General features: G+C 44.2%; 29 protein-coding genes. 10 read left to right on the top strand and 19 right to left on the bottom strand.

Annotated elements, in window-relative coordinates; all coding sequences use genetic code 11:
* Positions 1 to 14: 14 nt before the first annotated feature.
* A complete protein-coding gene (locus tag HC660_RS15730) occupies positions 15 to 2,003 on the bottom strand; it encodes a HAMP domain-containing methyl-accepting chemotaxis protein (RefSeq protein WP_168748621.1) in 1,989 nt (662 codons plus the stop codon).
* A gap of 159 nt (positions 2,004 to 2,162) precedes the next feature.
* On the opposite strand from HC660_RS15730, the gene HC660_RS15735 reads away from it, so the two are divergent.
* Positions 2,163 to 2,900, top strand: coding sequence for a protein-glutamine gamma-glutamyltransferase (locus tag HC660_RS15735; RefSeq protein WP_010331642.1), 738 nt, complete (start codon positions 2,163 to 2,165; stop codon positions 2,898 to 2,900).
* 12 nt (positions 2,901 to 2,912) lie between these two features.
* On the opposite strand, the gene HC660_RS15740 is transcribed toward HC660_RS15735, so the two are convergent.
* From HC660_RS15740 to HC660_RS15770, 7 genes are all read right to left on the bottom strand, one after another.
* Positions 2,913 to 3,167, bottom strand: a complete 255-nt coding sequence (locus HC660_RS15740) for a protein YuzH (protein WP_168748622.1) — start codon at positions 3,165 to 3,167, stop codon at positions 2,913 to 2,915.
* 24 nt (positions 3,168 to 3,191) lie between these two features.
* Positions 3,192 to 4,223 carry a nitronate monooxygenase gene (locus HC660_RS15745; protein WP_168748623.1) on the bottom strand — a complete coding sequence of 344 codons (1,032 nt, stop codon included), beginning with the start codon at positions 4,221 to 4,223 and terminating at the stop codon, positions 3,192 to 3,194.
* 14 nt (positions 4,224 to 4,237) lie between these two features.
* Positions 4,238 to 4,636: a secondary thiamine-phosphate synthase enzyme YjbQ gene (locus HC660_RS15750; RefSeq protein WP_168748624.1), complete on the bottom strand. Its 399-nt coding sequence runs from the start codon at positions 4,634 to 4,636 to the stop codon at positions 4,238 to 4,240.
* 117 nt (positions 4,637 to 4,753) lie between these two features.
* Positions 4,754 to 6,418 carry a glycoside hydrolase family 13 protein gene (locus tag HC660_RS15755; RefSeq protein ID WP_168748625.1) on the bottom strand — a complete coding sequence of 555 codons (1,665 nt, stop codon included), beginning with the start codon at positions 6,416 to 6,418 and terminating at the stop codon, positions 4,754 to 4,756.
* A 179-nt stretch (positions 6,419 to 6,597) separates the two neighbouring features.
* Positions 6,598 to 7,887 (bottom strand): hemolysin family protein, encoded by a 1,290-nt coding sequence (locus tag HC660_RS15760; protein ID WP_168748626.1) that lies wholly within the window; start codon positions 7,885 to 7,887, stop codon positions 6,598 to 6,600.
* 43 nt (positions 7,888 to 7,930) lie between these two features.
* Positions 7,931 to 8,608, bottom strand: a complete 678-nt coding sequence (locus tag HC660_RS15765) for a zinc metallopeptidase (protein ID WP_010331648.1) — start codon at positions 8,606 to 8,608, stop codon at positions 7,931 to 7,933.
* A 44-nt stretch (positions 8,609 to 8,652) separates the two neighbouring features.
* On the bottom strand, positions 8,653 to 8,916 hold the full coding sequence (locus HC660_RS15770; protein WP_123373899.1) for a YuzI family membrane protein: 264 nt from the start codon (positions 8,914 to 8,916) through the stop codon (positions 8,653 to 8,655).
* 132 nt (positions 8,917 to 9,048) lie between these two features.
* Between HC660_RS15770 and HC660_RS15775 the strand changes: the two genes are divergently transcribed.
* Positions 9,049 to 9,303 carry a protein mistic gene (locus HC660_RS15775; RefSeq protein ID WP_168748627.1) on the top strand — a complete coding sequence of 85 codons (255 nt, stop codon included), beginning with the start codon at positions 9,049 to 9,051 and terminating at the stop codon, positions 9,301 to 9,303.
* The gene (locus tag HC660_RS15780) at positions 9,300 to 10,286 is read left to right on the top strand and encodes a potassium channel protein KbfO (protein ID WP_168748628.1); all 987 of its coding nucleotides are present in this window, start codon (positions 9,300 to 9,302) and stop codon (positions 10,284 to 10,286) included. Before HC660_RS15775 ends, HC660_RS15780 begins: the two co-directional genes overlap by 4 nt.
* On the opposite strand, the gene HC660_RS15785 is transcribed toward HC660_RS15780, so the two are convergent.
* The 5 genes from HC660_RS15785 to HC660_RS15805 all read right to left on the bottom strand — a co-directional run bounded on the left by HC660_RS15785 (position 10,283) and on the right by HC660_RS15805 (position 15,079).
* Positions 10,283 to 10,687 (bottom strand): YugN-like family protein, encoded by a 405-nt coding sequence (locus HC660_RS15785; RefSeq protein ID WP_101864151.1) that lies wholly within the window; start codon positions 10,685 to 10,687, stop codon positions 10,283 to 10,285. The two genes, HC660_RS15780 and HC660_RS15785, sit on opposite strands and share 4 nt — an antisense overlap.
* Before the next feature lie 60 nt (positions 10,688 to 10,747).
* Positions 10,748 to 11,119 (bottom strand): hypothetical protein, encoded by a 372-nt coding sequence (locus tag HC660_RS15790; RefSeq protein ID WP_050549462.1) that lies wholly within the window; start codon positions 11,117 to 11,119, stop codon positions 10,748 to 10,750.
* A gap of 58 nt (positions 11,120 to 11,177) precedes the next feature.
* A complete protein-coding gene (locus tag HC660_RS15795; protein WP_010331654.1) occupies positions 11,178 to 12,530 on the bottom strand; it encodes a glucose-6-phosphate isomerase in 1,353 nt (450 codons plus the stop codon).
* 111 nt (positions 12,531 to 12,641) lie between these two features.
* On the bottom strand, positions 12,642 to 13,814 hold the full coding sequence (locus tag HC660_RS15800) for an iron-containing alcohol dehydrogenase (protein ID WP_168748629.1): 1,173 nt from the start codon (positions 13,812 to 13,814) through the stop codon (positions 12,642 to 12,644).
* Positions 13,815 to 13,915: 101 nt separating this feature from the next.
* Positions 13,916 to 15,079, bottom strand: a complete 1,164-nt coding sequence (locus HC660_RS15805; RefSeq protein ID WP_168748630.1) for an iron-containing alcohol dehydrogenase — start codon at positions 15,077 to 15,079, stop codon at positions 13,916 to 13,918.
* Positions 15,080 to 15,318: 239 nt separating this feature from the next.
* On the opposite strand from HC660_RS15805, the gene HC660_RS15810 reads away from it, so the two are divergent.
* Positions 15,319 to 15,555: a DUF378 domain-containing protein gene (locus tag HC660_RS15810; protein WP_010331657.1), complete on the top strand. Its 237-nt coding sequence runs from the start codon at positions 15,319 to 15,321 to the stop codon at positions 15,553 to 15,555.
* 45 nt (positions 15,556 to 15,600) lie between these two features.
* On the opposite strand, the gene yugI is transcribed toward HC660_RS15810, so the two are convergent.
* The 3 genes from yugI to HC660_RS15825 all read right to left on the bottom strand — a co-directional run bounded on the left by yugI (position 15,601) and on the right by HC660_RS15825 (position 17,855).
* Complete coding sequence (gene yugI / locus HC660_RS15815) at positions 15,601 to 15,993, bottom strand: S1 domain-containing post-transcriptional regulator GSP13 (protein ID WP_010331658.1); 393 nt, start codon at positions 15,991 to 15,993, stop codon at positions 15,601 to 15,603.
* Between the two features lie 200 nt (positions 15,994 to 16,193).
* Positions 16,194 to 17,354: an aminotransferase gene (locus HC660_RS15820; protein WP_168748631.1), complete on the bottom strand. Its 1,161-nt coding sequence runs from the start codon at positions 17,352 to 17,354 to the stop codon at positions 16,194 to 16,196.
* Positions 17,355 to 17,855, bottom strand: a complete 501-nt coding sequence (locus HC660_RS15825) for an Lrp/AsnC family transcriptional regulator (RefSeq protein WP_010331660.1) — start codon at positions 17,853 to 17,855, stop codon at positions 17,355 to 17,357.
* Between the two features lie 150 nt (positions 17,856 to 18,005).
* Here HC660_RS15825 and HC660_RS15830 point away from each other — a divergent pair, with 150 nt between their 5' ends.
* Entirely contained in the window at positions 18,006 to 18,830 is an 825-nt protein-coding gene (locus HC660_RS15830) for an alpha/beta fold hydrolase (RefSeq protein ID WP_010331661.1), read from the top strand.
* Between the two features lie 25 nt (positions 18,831 to 18,855).
* Here HC660_RS15830 and HC660_RS15835 read toward each other — a convergent pair whose 3' ends face one another.
* Complete coding sequence (locus HC660_RS15835; protein ID WP_010331662.1) at positions 18,856 to 19,116, bottom strand: YugE family protein; 261 nt, start codon at positions 19,114 to 19,116, stop codon at positions 18,856 to 18,858.
* Between the two features lie 88 nt (positions 19,117 to 19,204).
* Here HC660_RS15835 and HC660_RS15840 point away from each other — a divergent pair, with 88 nt between their 5' ends.
* From HC660_RS15840 to kapB, 3 genes are all read left to right on the top strand, one after another.
* Positions 19,205 to 20,368 carry a MalY/PatB family protein gene (locus tag HC660_RS15840; protein ID WP_168748632.1) on the top strand — a complete coding sequence of 388 codons (1,164 nt, stop codon included), beginning with the start codon at positions 19,205 to 19,207 and terminating at the stop codon, positions 20,366 to 20,368.
* A gap of 125 nt (positions 20,369 to 20,493) precedes the next feature.
* On the top strand, positions 20,494 to 21,780 hold the full coding sequence (locus HC660_RS15845; RefSeq protein WP_010331664.1) for an ATP-binding protein: 1,287 nt from the start codon (positions 20,494 to 20,496) through the stop codon (positions 21,778 to 21,780).
* A 45-nt stretch (positions 21,781 to 21,825) separates the two neighbouring features.
* A complete protein-coding gene (gene kapB / locus HC660_RS15850) occupies positions 21,826 to 22,212 on the top strand; it encodes a kinase-associated lipoprotein KapB (protein WP_168748633.1) in 387 nt (128 codons plus the stop codon).
* Between the two features lie 26 nt (positions 22,213 to 22,238).
* On the opposite strand, the gene kapD is transcribed toward kapB, so the two are convergent.
* Both kapD and HC660_RS15860 read right to left on the bottom strand, forming a co-directional pair.
* Complete coding sequence (kapD, locus tag HC660_RS15855; protein WP_010331666.1) at positions 22,239 to 22,856, bottom strand: 3'-5' exonuclease KapD; 618 nt, start codon at positions 22,854 to 22,856, stop codon at positions 22,239 to 22,241.
* A gap of 77 nt (positions 22,857 to 22,933) precedes the next feature.
* Positions 22,934 to 23,137 carry a hypothetical protein gene (locus HC660_RS15860; protein WP_168749494.1) on the bottom strand — a complete coding sequence of 68 codons (204 nt, stop codon included), beginning with the start codon at positions 23,135 to 23,137 and terminating at the stop codon, positions 22,934 to 22,936.
* Between HC660_RS15860 and HC660_RS15865 the strand changes: the two genes are divergently transcribed.
* Together HC660_RS15865 and HC660_RS15870 are read left to right on the top strand one after the other, a co-directional pair.
* Entirely contained in the window at positions 23,040 to 24,248 is a 1,209-nt protein-coding gene (locus HC660_RS15865) for a multidrug efflux MFS transporter (RefSeq protein ID WP_425321668.1), read from the top strand. The genes HC660_RS15860 and HC660_RS15865 overlap by 98 nt on opposite strands.
* A gap of 92 nt (positions 24,249 to 24,340) precedes the next feature.
* Positions 24,341 to 26,215, top strand: coding sequence for a transglycosylase domain-containing protein (locus tag HC660_RS15870; RefSeq protein ID WP_168748634.1), 1,875 nt, complete (start codon positions 24,341 to 24,343; stop codon positions 26,213 to 26,215).
* Positions 26,216 to 26,218: the final 3 nt, after the last annotated feature.

Consider the following 26,218-nt stretch of genomic DNA (forward strand, 5'->3'; position numbering starts at 1 on the left):
GCTGTTTTTTGCTCTTATTCAATTTTAAATTTTTTCGTCAGATCACGAAGCTCTTCTGCCATCTGCGCCAGGGTCGTGGCTGATGAACTGATTTCTTCCATAGAAGCAAGCTGCTCCTCGGCCGATGCGGCAATGTCTTGAATGCTTGCCGAGCTTTCTCTTGAAACATCGGCAATTCCGCTCACCGCTGCCGATACATGCTCTGATCGGCCTGACAGCTGTTCTACGGTTGTATTCATCGTCTGCAATTTGTCTGCAATCTCATTTGTCATGGTGAAAATACTTTGGAAGCTTTCCTTTGTATTGTCTGTGACAACCAGTCCCGATTGCACTTCTTGATTAACGGCTTTAAACATGTGAAGAGAAGTTTCGATTTCTGCTACGATCTCCTGGATTAGTTTCTCGATTTCTTTAGATGAGTCTGCAGATTGAACGGCCAGTTTACGCACTTCCTCCGCTACAACAGAGAAGCCTCTCCCTGATTCCCCGGCCCGCGCCGCTTCAATGGCTGCATTTAATGCCAGCAGGTTTGTTTGGTCAGCAATCCCGTTGATGACTCGTAAAATACTCGTGATATCTTTTGATTTTCCTTCTAAGCCTTTCACCACTGCTTCAGCCTGCTGAACAGACTCATTAATTGAATTCATCTGCCCGACTGTCTGCTGGACAAACTTCTCGCCTGTACCCGCGATTTCCGTTGATTGAATAGACGCCTTCGTAATGTCTGATGATGTTTGTGAGACTTGCTGGAGCCCTTCATTCATCATGTTCAGCTGATGAGAGCTGGATTCTACTTTTTCGCTTTGCTCTTCGTTTCCGTTTGAGAACTGCTCAATTGCCATTGTGATATGTTCCGTCGCCTTGCTCGTTTGTCCGGCGGATGCAGTCAGCTGTTCGGATGATGCGGCAACATTATTAACCGAGTCTTGAATGGCGCTAATAAGCGAACGCAAGGATTGTCCCATTTCGTTAAAGCTTTCGCCAAGCTCTCCCAGTTCATCTTTCGACCGGATTTCGATGGTTTCTGTCAGATCCCCGCTGCTGATCATTTTTGATGACTGAACCAGACGTTTTAACGGTTTTGTGATCGAACCAACGATAAACAGGATTAATATTCCGCCTATAAGTATCGAAGCAATCAGCACAATCATGCCTGTTGTGAGAACAGATTTTGAGGCATCTTTGATTTCACTCATATACATGGTGCCGGCAATTTTCCAGCCAGTCAGTTGATTTGTCGTATATGTCATCTTTTTATCTTCATGATTCAGGGTATACTGCAGCTCGCCGCTGTCCTTGTCATACATTTTGGCAACCCAGTCGCCTGACAGCTTTTCACCAGCCTTATGGTTTTGATGGGCGACATATGTTTTGTTTTTCGTGGCGATGAAAACATAGCCCTCTTTTCCGACTTTAATCTGTTTCATCTGTTCCAACAGCTTATCAATTGTGATATCCATGGCAACGACACCTGAACCATCCTTCAATTCCTGAGCAATCGTTATGACCATGCTTCCGTCATTGGCTGCCACATAAGGATCGGTCACTATGATGTCACCGCCGGCTTTCATAGCATCCTGGTACCAAGCTCGTTTTCTCGGATCGTAGCCATCCGGCAATTTTTCTTTCGGTGCCTGTACATATGTGCCGTTTTCTGCCCCAGCGTAGATTCTGGCTACGTCTTGGTTAATAGAAACATATTGCGAAAACTTGGCTTTAAGCTCTTCCTGTTTGGATTTTCCTTTAAACGCAGAGCTTCTCAGTGATTCACTGAAAAAGCTGATGCCTTTCGCTTTTGCTCCTAAATCATTTGTAACTGTTGTATTAAATGAATCGACACTATTTTTCGCATTTCCCATGATTTCCTGATCCAGTTTTCCGCTTGCTGAGCGGTAAGAACTGAATTCCAATATAAGAATCGGAATAATTAAAATCACAACAAATGAAATCATTAGCTTTCTAGAAATTGACGGTTTTGTCAGCCAATTGATAAAAGTCTTCATATCCAGTTTCTCCTTCAGGTTTGATACACTATATATCGGCTGCTTTAAAAAGTTTTTAAAATCAGACGCAAGAAATTTCCTTTCCGGCTTTTTCTCTGTTTTTTAACTTTCATTGCCCGAGCCTTGTGCATAGTTTATAAAAAACAAGGGGGGCTTCAGATGATTATTATATCCGGACAATGGCTCCGTCCCCAAGACATTGAAAACTGGCAAATTGACAAGAACCTGAACCCGCTGCTAAAAGAATTGATTGAAACACCCGTTCAATTTGATTATCATTCGATCGCTGAACTGATGTTTGAGCTTCATTTGCGCATGAATATCGTTGAATCGGCAAAAGCGCTGCATAAAAGCGGAGCGAAGTTCGCCACCTTTGTAAAAACATACGGGAATACAGCGTATTGGCGGGTTTCACCAGAAGGGGCTCTGGAGCTTAAGTATAAAATGCCGCCTTCAAAGGCGATTCGGGATATTGTAGAGAACGGCCCGTTTTACGCGTTTGAATGCGCGACGGCAATTGTTGTGATTTATTACTTGGCTTTGCTTAAAACCATCGGAGAAGAAAAATTCGACGCAGCCTTTGACAGAATTATTTTGTATGACTGGCATTATGAGAAATTGCCGATATATACAGAAACGGGACATCACTTTTTTCTTGGAGACTGTTTGTATTTTAAAAATCCTGAATTTGATCCGCAGAAAGCGCAGTGGAGAGGCGAAAATGTGATTTTATTAGAAAAAGACAAATATTTCGCTCACGGCTTGGGGATTTTAAACGCTCAGCAAATTATTGATAAGCTGAATTCCTTCAGAAGAAAAGGAGCCGTACAGTCCGCTTATCTCCTTTCACAAGCGACCAGGCTTGATATTCCGTCTCTCTATCCCATCACCCGCTAAAAACCCCACCGTCTATTTTGGGGACGATGGGGTTTCAAATGCTTTTCGTTTTCGATAGAAAGGGGCTGTGCCGACATACTGGTTCGCAGCCCATTCCATTTTTTCAAGGTCAGTTCTCGTCACGATGGGATCTTGGCTGCTCCACTTGATACATCGGACAAAATAATACCCTTGGATGGGAGCCATTGTAACTTTTGAATGAGGCCAGTCTTCAAATACAAACTCAATTTTCCCTTTCTTTTTATAAGAATATTGAAGAATGTTCATCGTCTGTCACCTCTGTTGGTTACGTTACGATTGGCAAAGCTCAGCTATCAGCGTTCTCACGTCAGCGGATCTATTGAGCATTCCGACTGATTGCCCCGCCCACAGAGACATGTGATCGGAATCTTTGGCTGCGGCGGCATGTTTTCTCATTGGTTTTGTTAACGTGTTTTGCAATGGATAAGGAAGTGTATTTGCCTCTTCAGCTTGTTGCTCTTTCATCCATTGGTTGACTATACCCCTTGCAGGCTTTCCCGAAAACAATGCGGTAAGGCGTGTGTCTGTTCCATGTGCTTCTTTTAATTCCTGTCTGTACGTTTCAGAGGCTTCGCTTTCCTCACACATAAGAAATGGAGTTCCGACCTGTACACCTTGGGCTCCAAGACAGTGAGCTGCTTGGACGCCGCGGCGGTCTGCAATTCCGCCTGCCGCAATCACGGGTACTGAAACAGCGTCTGCAGCTTGGGGAACCAGTGACATTAAGCCAATAGAAGACTCTCCGCTGACCGGCAGAAAAGAACCGCGGTGGCCGCCTGCTTCACTGCCTTGCAGCACGATGATATCCATTCCGCGCTCTTCCAGCAGGACGGCTTCTTGCGGCGAAGTAGCCGTTCCGATAAGACAGCACCCATTTTCCTTTAATACATGAATGCTTTCATCAGGCGGGATGCCGAACGTAAATGAACAGGCTCTTACATTGTATGTAAGAATCAGATTTATTTTTTGATGAAAATCCTCCCACTCTGCCTCTTCTGAAGGAAAAGCAGCCGCCTGTTCGGCAAACGGAATGTTCTTTTTCCATGTGTGAACCGTTTTATCGTCCGGTGCCTTCCTTTTTTCCGGCACGAACACATTTACCTGAAAAGCGCTGCTGGTCAATTCCTGCATCTCGATGATTTGTTTTTCGAGCGTACCCGGACTGAGATATCCGGAAGCGAGACTTCCGAGTGCGCCTTCATTCGACACAGCGGCTGCCAGCCGGGGTGTGACCAGGCCGCCTGCCATCGGCGCCTGAATGACAGGCTTTGATAATGATAATGCTTTCATCCATTGAGTCATAGAAGCACCTCCTGTTAATCCATCATTTTGATATGGCATGTTCGGTGACGCGGGCCGTCAAATTCGCAGAAATAAATACCTTGCCACGTCCCGAGAATGAGCCGCCCATTTTCAATTATGACATGCTGTGAGGCGCCTACCGTACTGGACTTCATATGTGCAGCTGTATTGCCTTCTATATGGCGGTCCAGCTCATGGTCCCATGGATAAATCTCATCAAATCTTCGGAGCATATCTCTTTTCACATCGGGATCGGCATTTTCATTAATTGTAATGCCTGCCGTCGTATGCGGACAGTAAATCAGCGCTGCCCCGTTTGCCACTCCTGTTTCTTGGAGAAACGCTTCCACCTCGTGAGTGATTTCAATCATTTCATCTCTTTTGTTTGTTTTGATTTGCAGTGTTTTCAGCATATCGTTTCTCCTTTCAATTCCCCTTCTCTTTGCATATTCGTTCTGTGTTCTTTTTTTCCTGTTACATCAGGCTCATAAACCTGAAGAAAACAAAAACTCTAGCTTTTTGCCGGAGTTTTATTGCCATAGGTATACTCTGGCTTCATAAGGTTTTAACAGCAGTGATGTCGTATGCTTGTGCGGTTCTGTTTCCATATTTGACAGGAGGAGTTTGTCAGTGGATAACGGCAATGCGGGATATCTGCAGAACGCCGGCGAACCCGTCAGATTTGCCGCAATCAGTGCCGTTTGGCTCTCGTTTTTGCGAAGGTATGCAAAGATTTGCTGATCTTCCGGCAGAATCAGCTCGTATTGGCCATAAATAAATACATCATATGTTTGGCGGAGTTTGATCAAGCTTTTGTAAAAGTGATAGACAGATGTGTTATCGTTTAGTTGCGCCTCGGCGTTCAGCCATGTGTAATTGTCATTTACCCCAAGCCATGGCTTGGCATCAGAAAACCCAGCGTGAGGAGAAGCATTCCATTGCATGGGGGTTCGTGAATTATCTCTTCCCTTTTTCCAGACAATCTTCATTACTTCCTCATGAGAAGCACCTTTTGCAGTCTCAATGTCATACAGCCGCTTCATCGCGACATCATCATAATCCTCAATGGAAGGAAACGCCACATTGGTCATGCCGATTTCCTGTCCCTGATAAATAAACGGCGTGCCTTTCATCAGAAAATAAACAGCGGCGAGCGCTTTTGCACTTTCCTTTAAGAAATTCCCGTCGTCTCCCCATACAGAAACAGAACGAGGCTGATCATGGTTTTCCATGAACAAAGCGTTCCACCCGATTCCCTCCAAACTGTCCTGCCACTCTGTTAAAATTCGTTTGAAAGCAACGATATCGATGGTTTCATTTATCTCAATATCCCACAGACCGAGATGTTCAAATTGAAAAATCATGCTGAAAATGCCGGATTCCTCTCCCACCCACTCAGCCGCCTCCTTTGCCGCGACACCGTTTGCCTCTCCGACCGTCATGATCGGATAGCGGGAAAATGTGTTTTCCTTCAGCTCTGTTAAAAAATCTAAAATACCCTCAGCATTCATATGATAAGGAAAGGATGGAACATAGGACAGCCCTTTCGGATTCGGCAGATCAGGCAGCCCTTCTTTTTTCTTAATATGAGAAATGGCATCCACCCGAAATCCGTCTATGCCTTTATCAAGCCACCAATTGATCATGTCATAAACGGTGTTTCTTACCTCTACATTTTCCCAGTTCAGATCAGGCTGCTTTTTATCAAAAAGATGGAGATAGTACTGGCTTGTCTGTTGATCATACTCCCAAGCCGATCCGCCGAAAATGCTTCCCCAATTGTTCGGCTCTTTTCCGTCTTTCCCATCCTTCCAAATATACCAGTCGCGTTTTTGGGATTGTAAAGAGGCACGTGATTCAATGAACCATGGATGTTCATCACTTGTATGATTCACGACAAGATCCATAATGAGCTTCATGCCAAGCTCATGAGTATCATGAAGCAGCTGATCAAAATCTGCCATTGTGCCGAAATCGCTCAATATGTTTTTGTAATCTCTAATATCATACCCGTTATCCGCATTGGGTGAGTCGTACAAGGGGCAAATCCAAATCACATTGGCGCCTAGTTGTTTTATGTACGGAAGCTTGGACCTGATTCCTTGTATATCCCCGATTCCATCGCTGTTTGAATCTTTGAAGCTTCGGGGATAAATTTGGTAGACCACCGCTTCCTTCCACCAAGCCTTTTTCATACAGCCACTCCTTCCTGTGTGTTTTATATCTTATGTAGAAAAAGGCCATTGAAGCATTCATTTTTTCAGAAAAAAACCTCTTGCCGATGACAAAAGACTGATCAATGTTTCAGAAGCCTTTGGTCCGGTTTTTCTTTGAATGCTCAAAAAAACAGCCGCGTCTAGCCGGCTGTTTTTGATTAAAACTCTGTTTTTTTGATTTCGACAAATCGAATATGATGGTCTTCAGCATCGAGGATTTTAAACTCGCAGCCCTCCGCCTGTATCACATCTCCTGCTTTCAGCTCCATTTTTTGCGTCAGAAGCCAGCCTGCAATCGTATCAATTTCTTCATTCTCAATGGCAATGTCGAGCAGGTCATTCACTTCATCTATTAGCGCTTTTCCATCCATCACATAATGGTGCTCGCCTTTTTTCAAAATATGCGGCGTTTCATCCTGGTCATATTCATCACGGATTTCCCCGACGATTTCTTCGATAATATCCTCGACAGTGACAAGCCCCGCCGTACCCCCGTATTCATCTACGAGAATGGCCATATGAATCCGTTCCTTCTGCATGCGGATTAAAAGCTCCTGAACAGGAATGCTTTCAATGACCCTGATGACAGGTCTCATAATTTGCTTCAGTTTAATCGGCTGGCCAAGAAAATACGCTTTAAACATATCTTTGCTGTTGATAATCCCTAAAATATGATCCTTATCTTCTTTGATGACAGGATACCGTGTATACCGTTCGTTAATGATGAGATGAATCGCCTCTTCAAGCGACTGCTCCAGAGAAATGACAGCGATTTCTGTTCGCGGAATCATAATTTCTCTCGCCACGCGGTTGTCGAATTCAAAAATCTTATTCACATAGCGAAATTCGGACTGGTTGATTTCCCCTTTTTCATAGCTTTCTGACAGGATCAGCCTCAGTTCTTCCTCACTGATGACAACCTCATGCTCCTTTACTGAATGAAACCCAAACAGCTTCACAAGAAAACTCGCAGAGCCGTTCAAGGCTTTGATAAACGGATACATGATTTTATAAAACCAGATCAGCGGCTTAGCGATCCATAAACTGACGGCCTCCGCCTTTTGAATCGAAACCGTCTTTGGCGCAAGCTCTCCCATCACCACATGCAAAAAAGTGACGATGATAAATGCAACAATAAAGGTGACGATGTGATTGATGGGTTCCGGCATACCCGTCATTGTAAATAAGGGATGAAGAATGTGCTCCAATGTTGGTTCACCGAGCCACCCGAGGCCCAGCGCCGTGATCGTAATCCCGAGCTGGCAGGCTGATAAATACTCGTCTAGATTAGAAATGATTTTGTGTACGGCAAGCGCACGGCTGTCACCGCTTTCCATGAGCTGATTGATTTTCGAACCCCGAATCTTAACAATCGCAAATTCCGCTGCAACAAAAACAGCCGTAATGCCAATCAAAACAAAAATGGCTACCAATTGTAGAATAAGCAAAAAAAGCCCTTACCGTAAATGGTAAGGGGCCACCTCCTTAACGTTAATTCTCATTACGACCGTTTAAGAAGATCATCACAAACCGAAGAAGTTCAAACAGGGAAACCAGCGCGGCGGCCACATACGTCAATGCAGCGGCACTCAGCACTTTATTTACACCGTGTTCTTCGTTGTTTCGAATGAATCCTTCAGACACAATAATTTGCTTCGCGCGTGAACTTGCATTGAATTCAACAGGCAGTGTGATCAGCTGGAAAAAGACAGCGGCTGAAAACAGAATGATGCCGAGTCCGATGAGGTTGAGACTGCCAAGAAGCATGCCCCCCAAAAAAAGCAAAGGAGCCACTCCGGATGCAAAATTCACAACGGGGAACATTTTATGTCTCAGCACAAGCGCACCATATGATTCCTGATGCTGCAAGGCATGTCCGACTTCATGGGAAGCAACGGATATGGCGGAAATTGAGCGGCCGTAATAAACCGGCTCAGATAAACGCACCACCCGTCTTGTCGGGTCGTAATGGTCTGTTAAAGCGCCTCTTACCGGTTCAACCGGCACGTCGTAAAGACCGTTTATATCTAAAATCCGTCTTGCGGTTTCTGCCCCTGTTCGACCGCTTGAGGCTTCCACTTTTGAATATTTTTCAAAGTTGCTCTTTACTTTAAATTGTGCCCAAAACGACAATCCCAATGCGGCTATTGTTAAAAATATAAACAGCATGTTCCATCATCCTTTTTTAAAGATCGTATGTTTCTTTATTACGATTATTTTAATGAGTTTTCTTTCTCGTGTACAGAAATGCGCTTTTTCTTCCGTCTCGGTGCACACATTCCGATAAGCAAAAGGAACAAGCCGGCCGAAAACAAATAAAAAGAAAAGCCTCCAATCAGCTTATTCAAAAAATGATGCCATGAGAAGCTATCGGAAAAGTGATTATAAGAATTCAAGTCGAAAATAAACAAAATCACTGCGGATGCCGCAAGCTGCGTACCGATCAAAACCACAACGGTTCTCTGAATGATCGTCATCTGTTCCACCTTTTTTCGCCGATTTGTTTTAGTTTATGGAGAAAACCGGTTTTATATGTTTTAGTTCATTTTTTGAAAAACAACGCCGGAAGTAGGACATACTGTTATAAAAAGAGCACGGGTGTGATGAACATGAAAGTGACGAGTGAGGAAAAGGAACAGCTGAGTACAGCGATTGACCGAATGAATGAAGGACTGGACGTATTTATCCAGTTTTATAATGAATCTGAAATCGATCAACCCCTTATTCAGCTGGAAGACGATACAGCTGATCTCATGAAGCAGGCCCGCGACCTGTACGGCCAGGAAAAGCTAAATGAAAAGCTGAACACAATTATCAAACAGATTTTATCTATTTCATTATCTGAAGAAGGAGAAAAAGAATGAAGTCAAATCGGATCTTTATCTCATGGCTGAGGTGGCCGTTATTTATCCGAATCGGGCTGATCATTCTTTTTCTAGTTCTTTTGTTCGGGCAAATCATTTACTTACTTGAGCCCAAGCAGTTTACTTCTGTCTTCGAAGGTATTTGGTGGGCCGTGGTTACCGTCTCAACAGTAGGCTACGGGGATTATGTGCCGCACACGCCGCTTGGTCAAGTAGCCGGAATGCTACTGATATTAATCGGAGCAAGCTTTGTCACTGCTTACTTTGCCACCTTATCCGCTGCCGCTTTCAGTAAACAGCACCGCTACATAGAGGGGAAGGTCGCTTACAAAGGACGGAGCCATGTCATTATTATCGGCTGGAATGAAAAATCAAATCGCCTTTTGAGAGAGCTTCAGCTGGCGGCGCCCTCCAAGACAGTTGTTCTGATTGATGAAACGTTAAAAGAAGGGCCGCTCATTGAAAATGTCCATTTCATACGCGGACACGCCGCAGATGATGAAACGCTGAAACGAGCCAATATTACTGAGGCGGACACAGTTATGGTCACCGCCGACCAATATAAAAGTGAAGCAGAAGCGGACATGCTGTCGGTGCTGATTCTTTTATCAGTCAAAGGATTGAATCCGCTGGCTTACTGTATTGTCGAAATTCTGACTGACCGCTTTGTCACCAATGCAGAACGGGCAGGCGCTAATAAAATTATCGGGACATCTCAGCTCTTAAGCCGCGTGATGCTGGAACATTACCGAGTCAAATTGCAGCTGTCTAAACCGCAAAGCTTAATTGAGCTGACACTCGATAAAAAAGTGCGGCTGATTTCGGTTCCTTCTGAGCTGCAGGGCGCCGCTTATAAAACATGCGTCCTCTATTTTCTAGATCACAACACCACCATTATCGGCATACAAAAAGAGGAAGGGCCTATGATTACCCCTCCTCTTTCATATAAAGTGCTTGAAACAGATCAGTTTCTTGCGCTTTAACCCAGCAGAACATCCTCCAGCTCTTTGACAAGGGAGGCGCCGATATCCAAATACGCTGGATCAATTTCCGCGTCCCGTCTTTCGGGTTCAGAAAATTGATTAAACAGCGATTGAAACGGCCCTCCTTCAGCATGATCATCAAGGCCTGTCTGGAACACCTGCCTCAGCATAAACGGAGTTCCGATACGGACAGCTGCCCCGCGTTCATCGAGACTGCCTTGTATGGCATTGACGGGAATTCTTAAAAACAAATATCCGTCTTTATCATCAATTTTATAATCAAAATAGCCGTGATCGTACTCCCAGCCGCCGTTTATCACATAACCGAGCGGCTTCATGACTTGTTCCAGCTCCTGAAGCAAAAAAGGCTGCCCATCTATCGCGGAAGGTATTGTAATCATCAAACTGCCCCTTTTTTCATTTATCCTGTCCTGCCGAACAAGACTTCATTCAGAGGCTGATTACATGGAAATTGTTTTTTCCTTTGCCCGGCCAACCGAAAAGAAAGCGCATTCAATTAAGAAGTAAACAGTTATCGCTGCAGCAATCCCCGCCGCAGATTCCCATGAAACATATACAACAGCCGCATAGAGTCCTAACTTTGTTAAAAGGGTGTGAGAACGCTTCAATTGCAAAATCTGATGTACTGCATCAGTAAAAATGGCAAGCGGAAGCCCGATCAGAAGAAAGGTGTGGATAAAAAAGTGTGAGAGTGTGCCGCCAAGGTGGGAAGAAAACTCTGTATTCACGGCATCAAAGGATATGAGAATAACGAAAACTGCTGCCGATAAGCCCGCAATGATGAGATGTTTGACCATTTGTTTCATGAACATCAGCACCTTTCTGATTTGATAAAAAGCCGACCGGCTAATGCCAGTCAGCTTTCTTACATTAATCTTCGAGACGTTTTTCAAGCTCAGCTTTTTTCTCTTCAAAGCCAGGTTTGCCAAGCAATGCAAACATATTGACTTTATATGCTTCTACTCCAGGCTGGTCAAAAGGATTGACGCCGAGGAGATATCCGCTCATCGCGCAGGCTTTTTCGAAGAAATAAACAAGATATCCAAAAGTATATGCATTCAGCTCAGGAATGTTGACGATTAAGTTCGGAACATTTCCGTCTGTATGAGCCAGCATTGTACCTTGGAATGCTTTTTTGTTAACGAAATCTACCGTTTTTCCGGCTAAATAGTTTAAGCCGTCAAGATCGCTATCCGCTTCCTCGATTGTCAGCTCGTGTTTAGGTTTTTCGACATTCAGCACCGTTTCGAACAAATCTCTGCGGCCTTCCTGTACGTACTGTCCTAATGAGTGAAGGTCTGTTGAATAGTTGGCAGAAGAAGGATAAATGCCCTTCTCGTCTTTGCCTTCACTTTCGCCGAACAGCTGCTTCCACCACTCCGCAAAATATTGAAGCGCCGGCTCATAGTTGATAAGCATTTCAATCGTTTTGCCTTTATTGTAAAGCACATTGCGAACGACCGCATACTGGTATGCAGGGTTTTCTTCCAATTCTGATGTGGCAAAATCCTTGCTCGCATCAAATGCGCCTTTCATCATGTCGTCAATGTTGACGCCGCTGACAGCAATCGGAAGGAGACCAACAGCTGTTAAGACAGAATATCGTCCGCCGACATCATCAGGAATGACAAATGATTCGAAGCCTTCTTCGTTAGAAAGTGTTTTTAACGCGCCGCGCTCTTTATCAGTTGTCGCGTAAATCCGCGCTTTCGCTTCTTCCTTGCCGTATTTTTCTTCCAGAAGCTTGCGGAAAATACGGAAAGCGATTGCAGGCTCAGTTGTTGTACCTGATTTAGAGATGACGTTAATGGAGAAGTCAACATCTTCGAGAAGATCCATGACATCTCTCATATATGATGAACTGATGTTGTTTCCGATGAAAATGACTTGCGGATTGCCTCGTTTTGCTTTTGGCAGTGTATTGTAAAACGCGTGATTAAGCGCTTCAATCGCTGCCCGCGCGCCGAGGTAAGAACCGCCGATACCGACAACAAGCAATACATCAGAGTCAGATTTGATTTTTTCCGCGCTTTTTTTAATACGCGCAAATTCTTCTTTATCATAATGTTCAGGGAGGTCCACCCAGCCTAGAAAATCGCTGCCCGCGCCTGTTTTTTCATGAATATTATGGTGTGCTGTTTTTACAAAGTCGCGCAAATATGTAAGTTCATGTTCGTTGAAGAAAGTCAACGCTTTTGAGTAGTCAAAGCGTACATGCGTCATTGCTTGTCCCTCCATAACGGTATAATGTTTTCATCTTTCACTTTATATGAACTTATCTGTGAAATCAAGTCAAGAAGAAAGGACGGAATGACTGCATTCCGTCCTTTGACATTAGAGTGACGCGCGAAGGATGGCAAGCACGTCATCTTTGTTCAGTTTTTGGAAGTTGCCGAAGCCGCCGTGCTCCATTTCTTTGGCTGCGATATCAGCAATCAGTTCCAGTTTTTCTTCTCCGATCTCATAGTCGGATAGACGGGAAGGCGCACCCAGACTTGTCCAGAACGCAGACAGCTTGTCGATACCTTCAAGCGCAATTTCTTTATCCGTTTTGCCCTCTGTATCAATGTCAAACATATTGAGCATGAGGTTTTTAAAGCGGCCGACATTCGTATCAAGCGTGTATCTCATCCAGTTCGGGAACAGGATCGCAAGTCCGCCGGCATGCGGAATATCATATACAGCTGATACGGCATGCTCCATTGTGTGAGAAGCCCAGTCGCCGAAGTAGCCCATTTGAAGCGTGCCATTCAGAGCGATAGTGCCTGCATATAAAATCGTCTCACGATGTTTATAATTTTCCAGATCCTCCAATAGTCTTGGAGCTGTTTCAATTACCGTCTGCAGAACGGCAAAGCACATTCTGTCTTGCAGCGGTGTGTTTTCGACATTATGGAAGTATTGTTCAAACACGTGGCTCATCATGTCGACCATGCCGTAAACCGTTTGATTTTCAGGCACTGTGAACGTATTTTCAGGGTCTAAAATCGAGAACCGCGGATGAGTTACATTGCTTCCCCATACAAATTTCTCATTTGTTTCCCAGTTTGTAATCACAGAGTCAGGGTTCATTTCAGAACCTGTGGCAGCAAGGGTTAGAACTGTACCAAACGGCAGTGCATCCTCGGCTGTTACTTTCTTGCTGAAAATGTCCCAAGCGTCTCCGTCGTATTTCACTCCCGCAGCGATCGCTTTTGTGCAGTCAATGACACTTCCGCCACCCACAGCAAGCAGAAAATCAATATCATGCTGTCTGCATAGGTCAATGCCTTTTTCCACAGTCGCAAGACGCGGGTTCGGCTCGACCCCTGACAGTTCATGGACAGCCGCGCCTTCTTCTTTTAATATGTCTGTTACTTGGTCATAAAGACCATTACGTTTAATGCTTCCGCCTCCGTAGACAAGCAGAACATTTTTACCGTATTGCTTTAATTCTTTTCTTAATTGTTCAAGCTGACCTTTTCCGAAGATCAGTTTCGTCGGGTTATAATAAGTGAAATTTTCCATTGTAAAACCTCCATATAGTGCTGTATCAAAAAACAGGTTAACAATTGTAACATAAGTTCAAAGAAAAAGGGAAGCAGCCTGATCGGCTGTTTCCCCTTTTGTTATAGAGATGCTTTTAAGATAGCAAGTACATCTTCTTTGTGTAGTGATTTAAACTGGCCGAACGTACCGTTGGCCATTGCCTTGTCGGCAATTGTGTCGAGCTGTTCGTCATTGATATCGTAATCAGCCAGTCGATTTGGAGCGCCTAGGCTTGTCCAGAAAGCAGACAGCTTGTCGATACCTTCCAGCGCGATTTCCTCATCTGATTTTCCAGCTTCCTCCACACCAAACACACGAACCGCCAGCTGCTTCATGCGAGCCGGGTTTTCTGACAATGTATGTCTCATCCAGTTCGGGAAGAGTATGGCGAGTCCGCCGGCATGCGGAATATCGTAAACGGCTGAAACCGCATGTTCTATATTATGAGTGGCCCAATCCCCTCTTGCACCCATTGACAGCATGCCGTTTAAAGCAATTGTCCCTGTGTAAAGAATCGTTTCACGCAGTTCATAATTTTCAAGATCATTGATCAGCTTAGGCGCTGTTTCGATGACTGTGCGTAAGAGCGATTCGCACATGCGATCCTGGTAAGGAGTGTTTGATACATGGTGGAAGTATTGCTCAAACACGTGGCTCATCATATCAACCATTCCGTAGATCGTGTGATTTTTAGGAACAGTAAACGTGTTCACTGGATCCAAAATGGAGAACTTAGGGAACACGAGCGGGCTTCCCCAGCCATATTTCTCTTTTGTTTCCCAGTTTGTGATAACTGAACCTGAGTTCATTTCAGAGCCAGTTGCGGCGAGAGTCAAAACAGTTCCAAACGGTAAAGCTTCCTTCGGCTGGTGTTTTTTCGTTACGATATCCCACGCGTCACCATCATACTTTGCCCCCGCAGCAATCGCCTTTGCACAGTCGATGACACTGCCGCCGCCGACAGCCAATAAGAAATCAATGTTGTTTTCTTTGCAGATCGCAATACCTTTATTAACAGTCGACACACGCGGGTTCGGCTCTACGCCTGCTAATTCATGTACCGTGACACCGGCTTTATTCAGCTGTTCCATCACTTGGTCATAAAGGCCGCTGCGTTTAATGCTTCCGCCTCCGTAGACTAACAATACATTTTTTCCGTAAGGTTTCAGTTCCTCCGGGAGTTTTTCAACTTCGCCGCGGCCGAAAATTAATTTTGTCGGGTTCCAATATGTAAAGTTTTGCATGACATCTCCTCCTTAGATTTTTATTATGCAGAATGCCTGCGCTCCATGTAAAGCAATCAGCTCGTTCTGTTTTCAGCGTATCAGACAGTTTTCATTTGCAAGATGCTGGGAATGGAACAGATACAGCTGAGTTTGAGCCGTTTCGTCCGGCTTCTCACAATATGGAGAATGCATGTATAGATTCTCCAATATGTCACAATCTATAACTGTTTTAATAATTCATGGAGGAGGTTGTAAACATGAGTACTATTCAGAGAATTTGTCTTGTATTAACGATCATTGGCGCTATTAACTGGGGACTGATCGGATTTTTCCAATTTGATTTAGTAGCAGCCATCTTTGGCGGCCAAGGGTCAGCCCTTTCCCGTATCATTTACGGACTCGTCGGAATCGCCGGCTTAATCAACCTCGGTCTGCTGTTTAAGCCAAACGAAGAAGCTTCACGAGAAGAAGCAGCGAAGCCTGAAATGCGATAGGATAAAAAAAAGCACCGAACATTCCTGTCCGGTGCTTTTTCATGCTTACTTTTTGATAAGATCTTTGCGGTTGGACATTTCAATCCACTCTTCAAGCTTATCTTTTAATGTGTTGAAACCTTGTGGTGCAGAAGCTTCTTCGCTCACTTGTGCTGATTTAGGTTTTCTTGGTTTGCTTTCTTTTTTCTCAGGCGCAGCTTGTGTCGCACGAATAGAAAGGCTGATTTTTCCTTTTTCTTCGTCAACAGCTAGTACTTTTACTTGTACTTCGTCACCAACAGAAAGGTGCTCGTTGATGTCTTTTACGAAACCATGAGTTACTTCAGAAATGTGTACCAGACCTTGAGTCTCTTCATCTAATGCAACAAACGCACCATACGCTTGTAATCCTGTAACTTTGCCAGTGTAAACACTGCCCACTTCAAATTTTGCTGCCATTCATAACAACTCCTAAGTTAAATTAAATATCAGTTTATACGCAATTTAAAATTATATCATACATGTCTCATTTCCGCAAAGAAAACTTTTTTATATGATATCAGGTTTAAGCATATCAAAAAGAGGGTATACTGCAAATACCAAAGGCTTTCTAGTATTCCCCCTTTTATTGGATGCGAACAAAAAGTTCGTATCTTTTTTTATGTTGTTTTGTGTAAGAAGCGTTTCATTCTAACCAATGCTTCTTGCAGCTGTTCAATTGATGTCGCATATGAACAGCGGATATATCCTTCTCCGCTCGGCCCAAATACATTACCCGGAACAACGGCTACTTTTTCCTGCAGCAAGAGCTCCTCGGCAAACTGTTCTGAGCTCATCCCAGTGCTTTTGATGGATGGGAAAGCATAAAAAGCACCGCTCGGATGGTGGCAGCTGAGACCGATTTCATTAAGCGTTTCGACAAACAAATTACGTCTTCTTCGGTAGCTCTTTTTCATCTTTTCTACATCTTCTATTCCGTTTTTTAACCCTTCAAGCGCTGCGTATTGCGCCATTGCAGGCGCGCACATCATCGCATACTGATGGATTTTAAGCATCGCGTTGCGAATTTCTGAAGGCGCCGCGGCAAAACCGAGTCTCCAGCCTGTCATGGCAAACGCCTTTGAAAATCCTGAAATGACAACCGTCCGCTCTTTCATCCCCGGTAATGCTGCTATGCTCGTGAATTCCTCATCGTATGTCAGTTCCGCATAAATCTCGTCGGCCAGTACGATTAAATCATGTTTTTTGGCAAACTCAGCAATTTCATGCAACTCTTTCTTTGAGTAAACCGAGCCGGTCGGATTCGAAGGCGAACAAATGAGAATAGCCTTTGTCTTTTCGGTCACTGCCGCTTCAAAATCCTCAGCCGTCGCTTTAAATCCTTTATCAGCCGTCGTATGGACATGAACCGGAACGCCGCCTGTCAAAGAGACAAGCGATTCATACGCCACAAAACACGGTTCTGGAATAATCACTTCCTCACTCGGATTTACAATGGCGCGGATTGCAATATCCAAAGCCTGGCTCGCCCCTACCGTCACAATCAATTCATCGTCAGGTGAGTATGTAAGACCAAACCGGCTGCTTACATAACGGCTGATTTCCTCTCGCAATGAGTATAAACCGGCATTAGCGGTATATGACGTATACCCTTGTTCAAGGGAAAGAATGCTTGCTTCCCGGACATTCCAAGCCGTTACAAAGTCAGGTTCTCCGACTCCTAAAGAAATAACCCCTTCCATCGTTGCCGCCAAATCAAAGAATCTGCGGATGCCGGATGGTTTTATTTGTTGTACATAATCGGATAAATAAGAAGTCATTTACGGTGACACCACGATTCTTTTGTCGTCGTCTCCCGTTTCAAATACTTTGCCGTCGTGCTTGTATTTTTTCAGGATAAAATGTGTTGTCGTAGACACAACTGAATCAAGAGTTGACAGTTTATCAGATACAAAACGCGCAACGTCAGACATTGAATTGCCGCGGATCACGACAGACAGGTCGTATACGCCTGACATCAGGTAGACTGATTCTACCTCTTGGAATCGGTAAATCCGCTCCGCCACTTCGTCAAAACCGACTCCGCGCTTTGGAGTGACTTTAACATCAATCATGGCAGTCACGCCTTCATGGCCGTCCACTTTCCGCCAGTCGATCATAGCGGAATAATCAATAATAACCTTTTCTTTTTCCAATTTGTCAATGATCGCTTTTACTTCATTTACAGGGATACCGGCCATTTTTGCGATTGTTTCCAGGTCGGCGCGGCTGTTTTCGTCTAAAATTTCTAATATTTCTGTTTCTTTATCGGTCAATTTCATTCATTTCACACCTTTACAATGTCAAGAAATCTTCATGACATTATATCACGTTTTTTGACGAATGCTAAGAAAAAACGAGGAGAAACTTCCGCTAGAACTGACAATTTCAGGGCATAATACAGTACATCCTATGAAGGGAGTGACGGCAAAATGGAGGCGGTTACACCAATAAGACGTATTAAAGTCGGAGGCGTAAATGTATATTATGAGCACTATCAAAACCCGGGCAAACAAACAATTGTCTGCGTACACGGTTTTTTATCTTCTGCTTTCAGCTTCAGAAAATTAATCCCCTTGCTTCGGGACCGGTATGACATCATCGCGCTCGATTTGCCTCCTTTCGGCCAATCAGAAAAATCAAGGACATTTAGATATACCTATCAAAACCTCGCTATGCTTATCATCGGACTCCTGGAGCACTTGCAAGTCAAACAGGCGGCGCTTGTCGGGCATTCGATGGGAGGGCAAATATCGCTGTCGGCTGCTCTATTAAAGCCTGAGCTCTTCTCGAAGATTGTGCTTCTTTGCAGTTCAGGTTATTTAAAACGCTCACACCCGACGATTATCTTCGGGACTCACCTCCCATATTTTCATCTTTATATCAAACGCTGGCTTTCCAAAGAAGGCGTGATGAAAAACTTATTAAATGTCGTCCACAACAAATCGCTGATTGACGAGGAGATGATTGACGGCTACGGCAAACCTTTTCAAGATGAACAGATTTTCAAAGCTATGACAAAGTTCATCCGGCACAGGGAAGGAGATTTACAGTCTGAGGAATTGAAAAAAATGAACAAACCCGCCTTATTGATTTGGGGCGAAGAAGACAAGGTGGTTCCGGTGAAAATCGGCGAACGTCTGCACCATGACCTGCCGGATTCCAAACTGTATTCATTGCGGGAAACAGGCCATTTGGTGCCGGAGGAACGCCCAGAATTCGTTTCCGAACGAATTGCAGAGTTTATCACAGAATAAAAAAACCGGTTTGTATACCGGTTTTTCAAGGCGTGCAAGAGCTGCTGTCTTTAATGAACAGCAGCTGTCCAGCCACATTCAGGCAGCTGTCGATCGGAAGTGTTTGTTCAAAAGAAGCTTCGAAAATATGCTGTATGCTTTTCGCTAACACTTTAGGATCGTCTTCATCATAGACGGCCTGAACGACATCAACAGCCTCCGTTTCATAAAAATCTTCACCATATTTAAACGGGTCCCATTTGGCAATGACATTGATCATTTCCCTGACCGCTTGACTTTCTTCCATTTTCATCACCGCTTATAATAAAATTTGCAGATTTATTTTATCATAGTTACGCTAAGAAAAATAAACATACATAAGAGGTGGAAACAGAATGAACTTTGATAAACAAGAACAGCGCCTCGGCACCCAATCCCTCAAATGGGACAAGACAGGCGAATTATTCGGCGTGACAGACGCCCTCCCGATGTGGGTGGCGGATATGGATTTTCGTGCGCCGGAAGCCATAACAGAAGCATTAAAACAGCGCCTAGAACAAGGGATTTTCGGATATACAGCGCCAGATCAGAGAACAAAAGATGCAGTGTGTGCATGGATGCATAACCGGCACAGCTGGAAGGTGAACCCGGAAAGCATTACATTCAGTCCCGGGGTGGTCACAGCTTTAAGCATGGCGGTTCAGGCTTTTACAGAACCAAAGGATCAAGTGATTGTCCAATCCCCTGTTTACACGCCTTTTTACCATATGATTGAGAAAAACGGCCGGCGTATTTTACATAATCCGCTTAAAGAAAAAGACGGAACTTATGTAATGGATTTTGAAGATTTGAAAACAAAAATCAGTGATCCGAGCGTAAAATTGTTTATTTTATGCAATCCGCATAATCCTTCAGGGCGGGCATGGGGCCGGGAAGATTTATTGAAGCTCGGCGAATTATGCCTTGAACACGGCGTTACAGTCGTGTCAGATGAAATTCATTCCGATTTGATGCTGTACGGTAATGACCATACGCCGTTTGCCTCTCTTTCTGACGATTTCGCTGAGATTTCTGTGACTTGCGCGGCACCTAGCAAAACGTTTAATATCGCGGGTTTGCAGGCGTCTGCAATCATTATTCCAGACCGGCTGAAGCGCGCCAAATTTTCAGCCAGCCTGCAGCGGAACGGTTTAGGCGGATTAAACGCGTTTGCCGTGAGCGCAATCGAAGCCGCTTACTCAAAAGGCGGGCCGTGGCTCGATGAACTGATTTCTTATCTTGAGAAAAACATGGACGAGGCTGCTGCCTTTTTGACCAGCGAGCTCCCAAATGTCAAGATGATGAAGCCTGATGCGTCTTACCTGATCTGGCTCGATTTCCGCGCATATGGCTTGTCTGATGCAGAGCTGCAGCAAAAGATGCTGCACAAAGGGAAAATTATTTTGGAGCCCGGCACGAAATACGGCCCTGGCGGAGAAGGATTTATGCGTTTGAATGCAGGATGCCCTCTGGCAACCTTGCAGGACGGACTGCGCCGAATAAAAACAGCGTTAGAGTAAATATTCGTCACAAACGCCTTTACGTATCAATCGTAAAGGCGTTCTTTATTAAGAAATTTTGTATTTTACTTCTAATGATAAGTGTTATAATAGATTCATATTTTATACGAAAGGATTTCACTCGAATGGAAATTCTAAAAGACTATCTCCTACATATCTGCTTTATTTTGTTTCCTATTCTTCTTTATCAAGTGTTTTGGCTTGGAAAACCGTCGATCATTGTACCAAAAATCAACAACGTATTGGTCACAATATTTGCATGCGGCGCCTCAGTTTTATGCATTATATTCCCTATACAGGAAATGGACTACATCCAATATGGCCTTCAAATCATTCCTGTCATCATTTGTTTATTATACATAAACACTGCTTCCGGGCTAACAGTCGCCGCATCCGTCTTATGTTTTGAACTGCTGTTTTTTGAGCCTTCCGCCATTTTTGTATACGCTTTGCTGCCTTTTCATATCATCATTCCAACTCTACTTCAAAAAAAGTGGCCATTCATGTCCAAAGCGAGAAAACTGCTGCTGTCTTTATTCATCGGTTGCTTGGAGATCTTCTTATTTTTCGCCTCCATCTTGGTTTTTTCTGCCGTGAATATTTTAAATTTTCAAAATTCAGAAATGATATATTATGAGGCAGCTGTCTCAGGTCTGTTCCGCTGCACCGTTCTTCTTTTAAGCATTTATCTGATAGAAAGCATCGCAGAAAATATCGCCCTGCGTTCCCAGCTTATCCATTCGGAAAAAATGGAAATTGTGAGTGAACTTGCGGCAAGTGTGGCTCATGAAGTAAGAAATCCGCTGACAGTTGTCCGGGGATTTGTCCAGCTGCTTTTTAATGATGAATCCCTTCAAAACAAATCCAGTGCGGATTATCAAAAGCTTGTGCTGTCAGAGCTTGACCGGGCTCAGGGCATTATTACAAATTATCTTGATATCGCCAAACAGCAATTGTACGAAAAAGAGATTTTTGATCTATCTTCTCTTATCAAAGAGACGAGCTCCCTTATGATTTCGTATGCCAATTATAAATCTGTGACAGTAGAGGCGGACGCCGAGCCGGACCTTTTGGTATACGGGGATGCAACAAAGCTGAAGCAGGCTGTGATCAACCTTATGAAAAACAGCATTGAAGCCGTTCCTACGGGTAAAGGGGTCATCCAAGTTTCAGCGAAAAAAATCGGCCATATAATTGTAATCAAAATCTCAGATAACGGTGTTGGCATGACGGATCACCAAATGCAGAAGCTGGGTGAACCTTATTATTCTTTAAAAACGAATGGAACGGGACTTGGCCTGACTGTGACGTTTTCCATCATTGAACATCACCACGGAACCATTTCGTTCAGCAGCAGCTTTCAAAGGGGAACCATTGTGACGATCAAGCTCCCCGCCGACCTTCCTCACTAGCAAATCAATTGGAACTTTTATAGAATGAATGCGAGGTGATAACAGATGAGTACATTTGAGAAAGGCTCTATCGTAAAAGGATTTTACAAAACAGGTGTATACATAGGAGAAATTACAGATTGCAGACCGCAGCATTATTTAGTCAAAATTAAGGCGGTTCTCACCCATCCCGCTCAAGGAGACCTTCACCATCCAAAACAGGCAGATGTGCCGTTTTTCCATGAAAGAAGAGCGCTTGCTTTCGGCGAACAGACTAATATCCCCCATCATATGGTGAAGGCCTATGACTGTGAAGTGCCGGATTATAACGAGTCTTTGCGGGAAGCGGTTGCACAGCTGAGAGCCAAACTGGCCGGAGATGATTCACAATGGGCAAAGCGATCCCTGAACAATCTGGACGTTTTAGAAAAAGAATACTTTACCCGGCCATAACCCAGTCTGACGAAAGATTGGGTTTTTTATGTTGCGCGCCGGAATAGTTCAGATAAATCAATCCTCTCGCCGATTGTCGGCGGTTTTGGTTTTTCGAGGTACTGCTTATCCTGCTCGACAAGCTTAAAAAGCTTATAGGCTGTAAGAGCATCGTCAAGCGCCTTATGATGGGTGCCCGTTCCCTTATCTCCGTACTCTTCCGCTGCCTTCCACAAGCCGGTCAGTGTCCGGTCTCCAAAAAAGTTTTTATATTCAAGCGATAAATCTCTCATCTCCCCTTTAAACGGGAAAGGAATATGGTTAAACATACAATTTTGCTTCAGCACTTTCATATCCATGTTTCCCCACGTGATGATCGTGCAATTTTTTTCAGGGTCAAGCTCATTTAGTTTACGGATAAAGTCCTCGAACCTCATCCCCTCATCTACTTGGTTTTGCGTAATGTTTAAAAATGATTTACAGCGCTTCGTCAGCTTGGGGAATTTTTTCGGCCTAATATAACTCGAAAACGTCTCAACTACTTCACCATTAACCGACTTTACAATTCCTGCTTCTATGATTTCCGGAAAAAAATTTTGCGGACTGTATTTTCCTTCGGGCATCGTAAACTCGAAATCAATAATGAGTAAGTTGCCTGCCTCCACTATTTTTACACCTACCTTTCCTCCGATCAGAAGAATGCTATCTTTATAGTATATCGATTCTCCTTCTCTTCATTTCTTCATTTTCTAAAAATAATGAAATTTCCCAGCCGCATTGTTTCTTTTAAATGGTGCACTGTTTCTTTATAATTAGTAAGGAACCCGAAATAATAAGAAGGTGATGTTATATCTATCCGCAAGAAAAACTTTGTCATTGTGTGGCTGGCGAATTTCTTTGTATCAGCCAGCACAACAATGATCATTCCTTTTCTCTCCTTGTATATTGAGACGCTCAGCACCTTTTCCAACGGCTTTGTGCAAAGGTGGAGCGGTTATGTGTTCGGCATTACATTTTTAATGGCTTTTTTGGTATCCCCGTTCTGGGGGCGGTTCGGAGACAAACGCGGTTACAAGAAAATCCTTTTGACAACCGGAATCGGCATAGCCGTCAGCATTTTATTAATGGGCTTTGTCACATCGGTTTATCAATTGTTTTTTCTTCGTATGGCTATGGGGCTTGTAACCGGATTTATTCCGACATCCCTTGCAATGATTTCCGCGCAGACGCCTAAAAGCTCAGCCGGCAAAACGCTTGGCACGCTCCAAATGGGGCAAGTGTCCGGAAGCTTGTTCGGCCCGCTTTTGGGAGGCGTGCTTGCTGACCACTTCGGCTTTACGTATACCTTTTTTATCACATCATTTGTGATTTTCTTGGCCGTTCTTCTCGTGTTATTCGGGGTCAAAGAACAGCCGCTCACAGAGAAGATGAATAAACGTCAGTCTTATACGAGAAAAGAAGTGCTCTCCTATATTTTTCACCAGCCCGCGCTTTGGGTCATGATGCTGTTAACCATGCTGATTCAAACAGGAAATTTCAGTATCCAGCCGTTGCTCGCTTTATATGTAAACGAGCTGCACGGACCTGCCAATCTGGCCTTTTTCTCCGGCATGGCATTTTCGGCAACCGGACTCGGCAGTTTGCTGCTGGCAAGAAAATGGGGAGATTTAGGAGACCGCTACGGCCACCGCCGCATCTTAATCGGGCTTTTAATCGCCGCCTCTTTATTTTTTATTCCGCAGGCACTCGCGTCTTCATTCAGTGTGCTTCTTGTTTTCAGGTTTTTATTCGGGATGGCGATGGGCGGCCTTCTTCCATGCATCACAGCGGCAATCCGCGTTCAGGCTCCCGGCTCCATCCAAGGAGAAGTCCTCGGCTACAATGTCAGCTTTCGCTTTTTAGGAAACGTTCTCGGACCTCTTCTCGGCGGTATTATATCGAGTCACTTCAATATCTCTGCAGCCTTTTATGTCACAGCATTTCTCTTTTTCTCAGGTGCCTGCCTGCTTTGGATCATGAAGAAATTCCAAAAAGAATCGTGTGCCAAAGCAAGCTGATTTTCAGCAAAAATTGAAGAGTCTTCTAAATTTAACCTTCTCGTAAACTCAAAAGAATGGTACGATATGGCTAGAATTTAGGAGAAAAGAGAGTGACCATGTTACGAAAAATTATCGGATGGATTTTGCTCCTTTGCATAATCCCATTGTTTGCATTTACAGTTATCGCTTCCGGAAAAGAAGTAAAACAAATGAAGTCCCTGGATCAGGTGCTTGATAAGAATATTGATTTGAAAGAGATCAGCCTTGTTCAAAACAGCTACATGTACGACAGGGACGGGTCGCTGGTCTCGGAAATCGTCAGCGATGATGAGAACCGAGTGCTGGTTCCCTTCAACAAGATTCCCGAAGAAGTCAAACAGATATTTTTAACTTCCGAGGACCGCCATTTTTACGAACATAAAGGGTTTGACTTTATGGGGATGGTGCGGGCGGCCGCTTCCAACGTGAAGGACAAAAAGATTGACCAAGGGGCCAGCACCATCACACAGCAGCTTACAAGAAACTTGTATTTGAGCCACGAGCGCTCTTTCAGCCGTAAACTGACTGAGCTCGCGTACTCCTATCAGCTTGAGAAAAAGTATACAAAAAATGAGATTCTTGAAGCCTACTTAAATACGATTTATTTTAATAACGGCGTTTATGGCGTCGGATCAGCTGCTGAATTTTATTTCAGCAAACCGCTGAAATCTCTCACACTGGGAGAAATGGCTTTTATTTGCGCTATACCTAATAACCCTACATTATATGATCCTCTCAAGCATTTTGACTACACGAAAAGCCGTCAAGAACGCTTGCTTAAAGGGTTAAAAAATGCCGGGGTTATAACGGACAAAGAGCTGAAGAAAGCCGTAAAACAAAAAATCAAACTGGATGTCGAGGAGAAAGAAGACAAATTTCCAGACTACGTTTCCTACGTAAATGATGAATTCACTCAACTCGTGTCTGAATCTGAAGGTTATGATAAGCGTCTTCAAAAAGCATCAGGAAAACAAAAAGACAAAATAGAAAACGAGCTGTCCGCTAGAGTCAGCACACTTCTGAAAGACGGCGTAAAAATTTATACCGCACTTGACCCGTACATGCAAAATCAAGTCGTAGCACAGATGAATTCGAAGCTGCCGTATGCGGGCGTACAGGGCGGAGCGGCTGTTATTAATCACCAGACGCATCAAGTTGTCGCTCTATCCGGCGGAAAAAACTATCATAAGTATGATTTTAACCGTGCCTACCAAGCATACAGACAGCCGGGGTCATCCATTAAGCCGCTTCTCGATTACGGACCTTATATTGAACAGACAGGTGCGACAGCAAGCAGCACAATTGATGCCGGCAAATTTTGCAGCAGGGATTACTGTCCGCAAAACTACAATAACCGCACATACGGCACAGTCACGCTTGATACAGCGTTTAAAAACTCGTATAATACACCGGCCATCAGAATGCTGGACCGTGTAGGCATCCAAAAAGCTTTCAGCTATATTGAACCGTATCATTTTTCAAAGCTTGTCAACAGCGACTATCTGCTGCCGGCGGCGCTTGGCGGATTTACACACGGCATGACGCCTCTCGAGATGACAAAGGCGTATACAACATTCGGCAACAGCGGCAGCTACACGCCGAGCCACGCGATTACAAAAGTGACGGATTTAAAAGGAAAAACGATTTATAAATGGAATGACAAAGCGACACAAATATTCAGCGTCCGCACAAACATGCAGCTGAAAAAACTGATGTCTTCCGTTGTCAAAAGCGGGACAGGGAAAAAAGCATATTTTAATGCGCCTTATATCGGCGGAAAAACGGGAACCTCAAATGATTATCATGATATGTGGTTCGTCGGCCTGACAGATACGTACACAATGGGTGTCTGGGTTGGAAAAGATACACCGAGCAGCGTTGAATACCTTCACAGTATCAGCCCTCAGCTTTCCATCTGGAAAGGAACGCTGCAAGCGGCTTATTAAAAT

It is taken from the genome of Bacillus mojavensis (assembly GCF_012648005.1).
Classification (GTDB): domain Bacteria; phylum Bacillota; class Bacilli; order Bacillales; family Bacillaceae; genus Bacillus; species Bacillus mojavensis.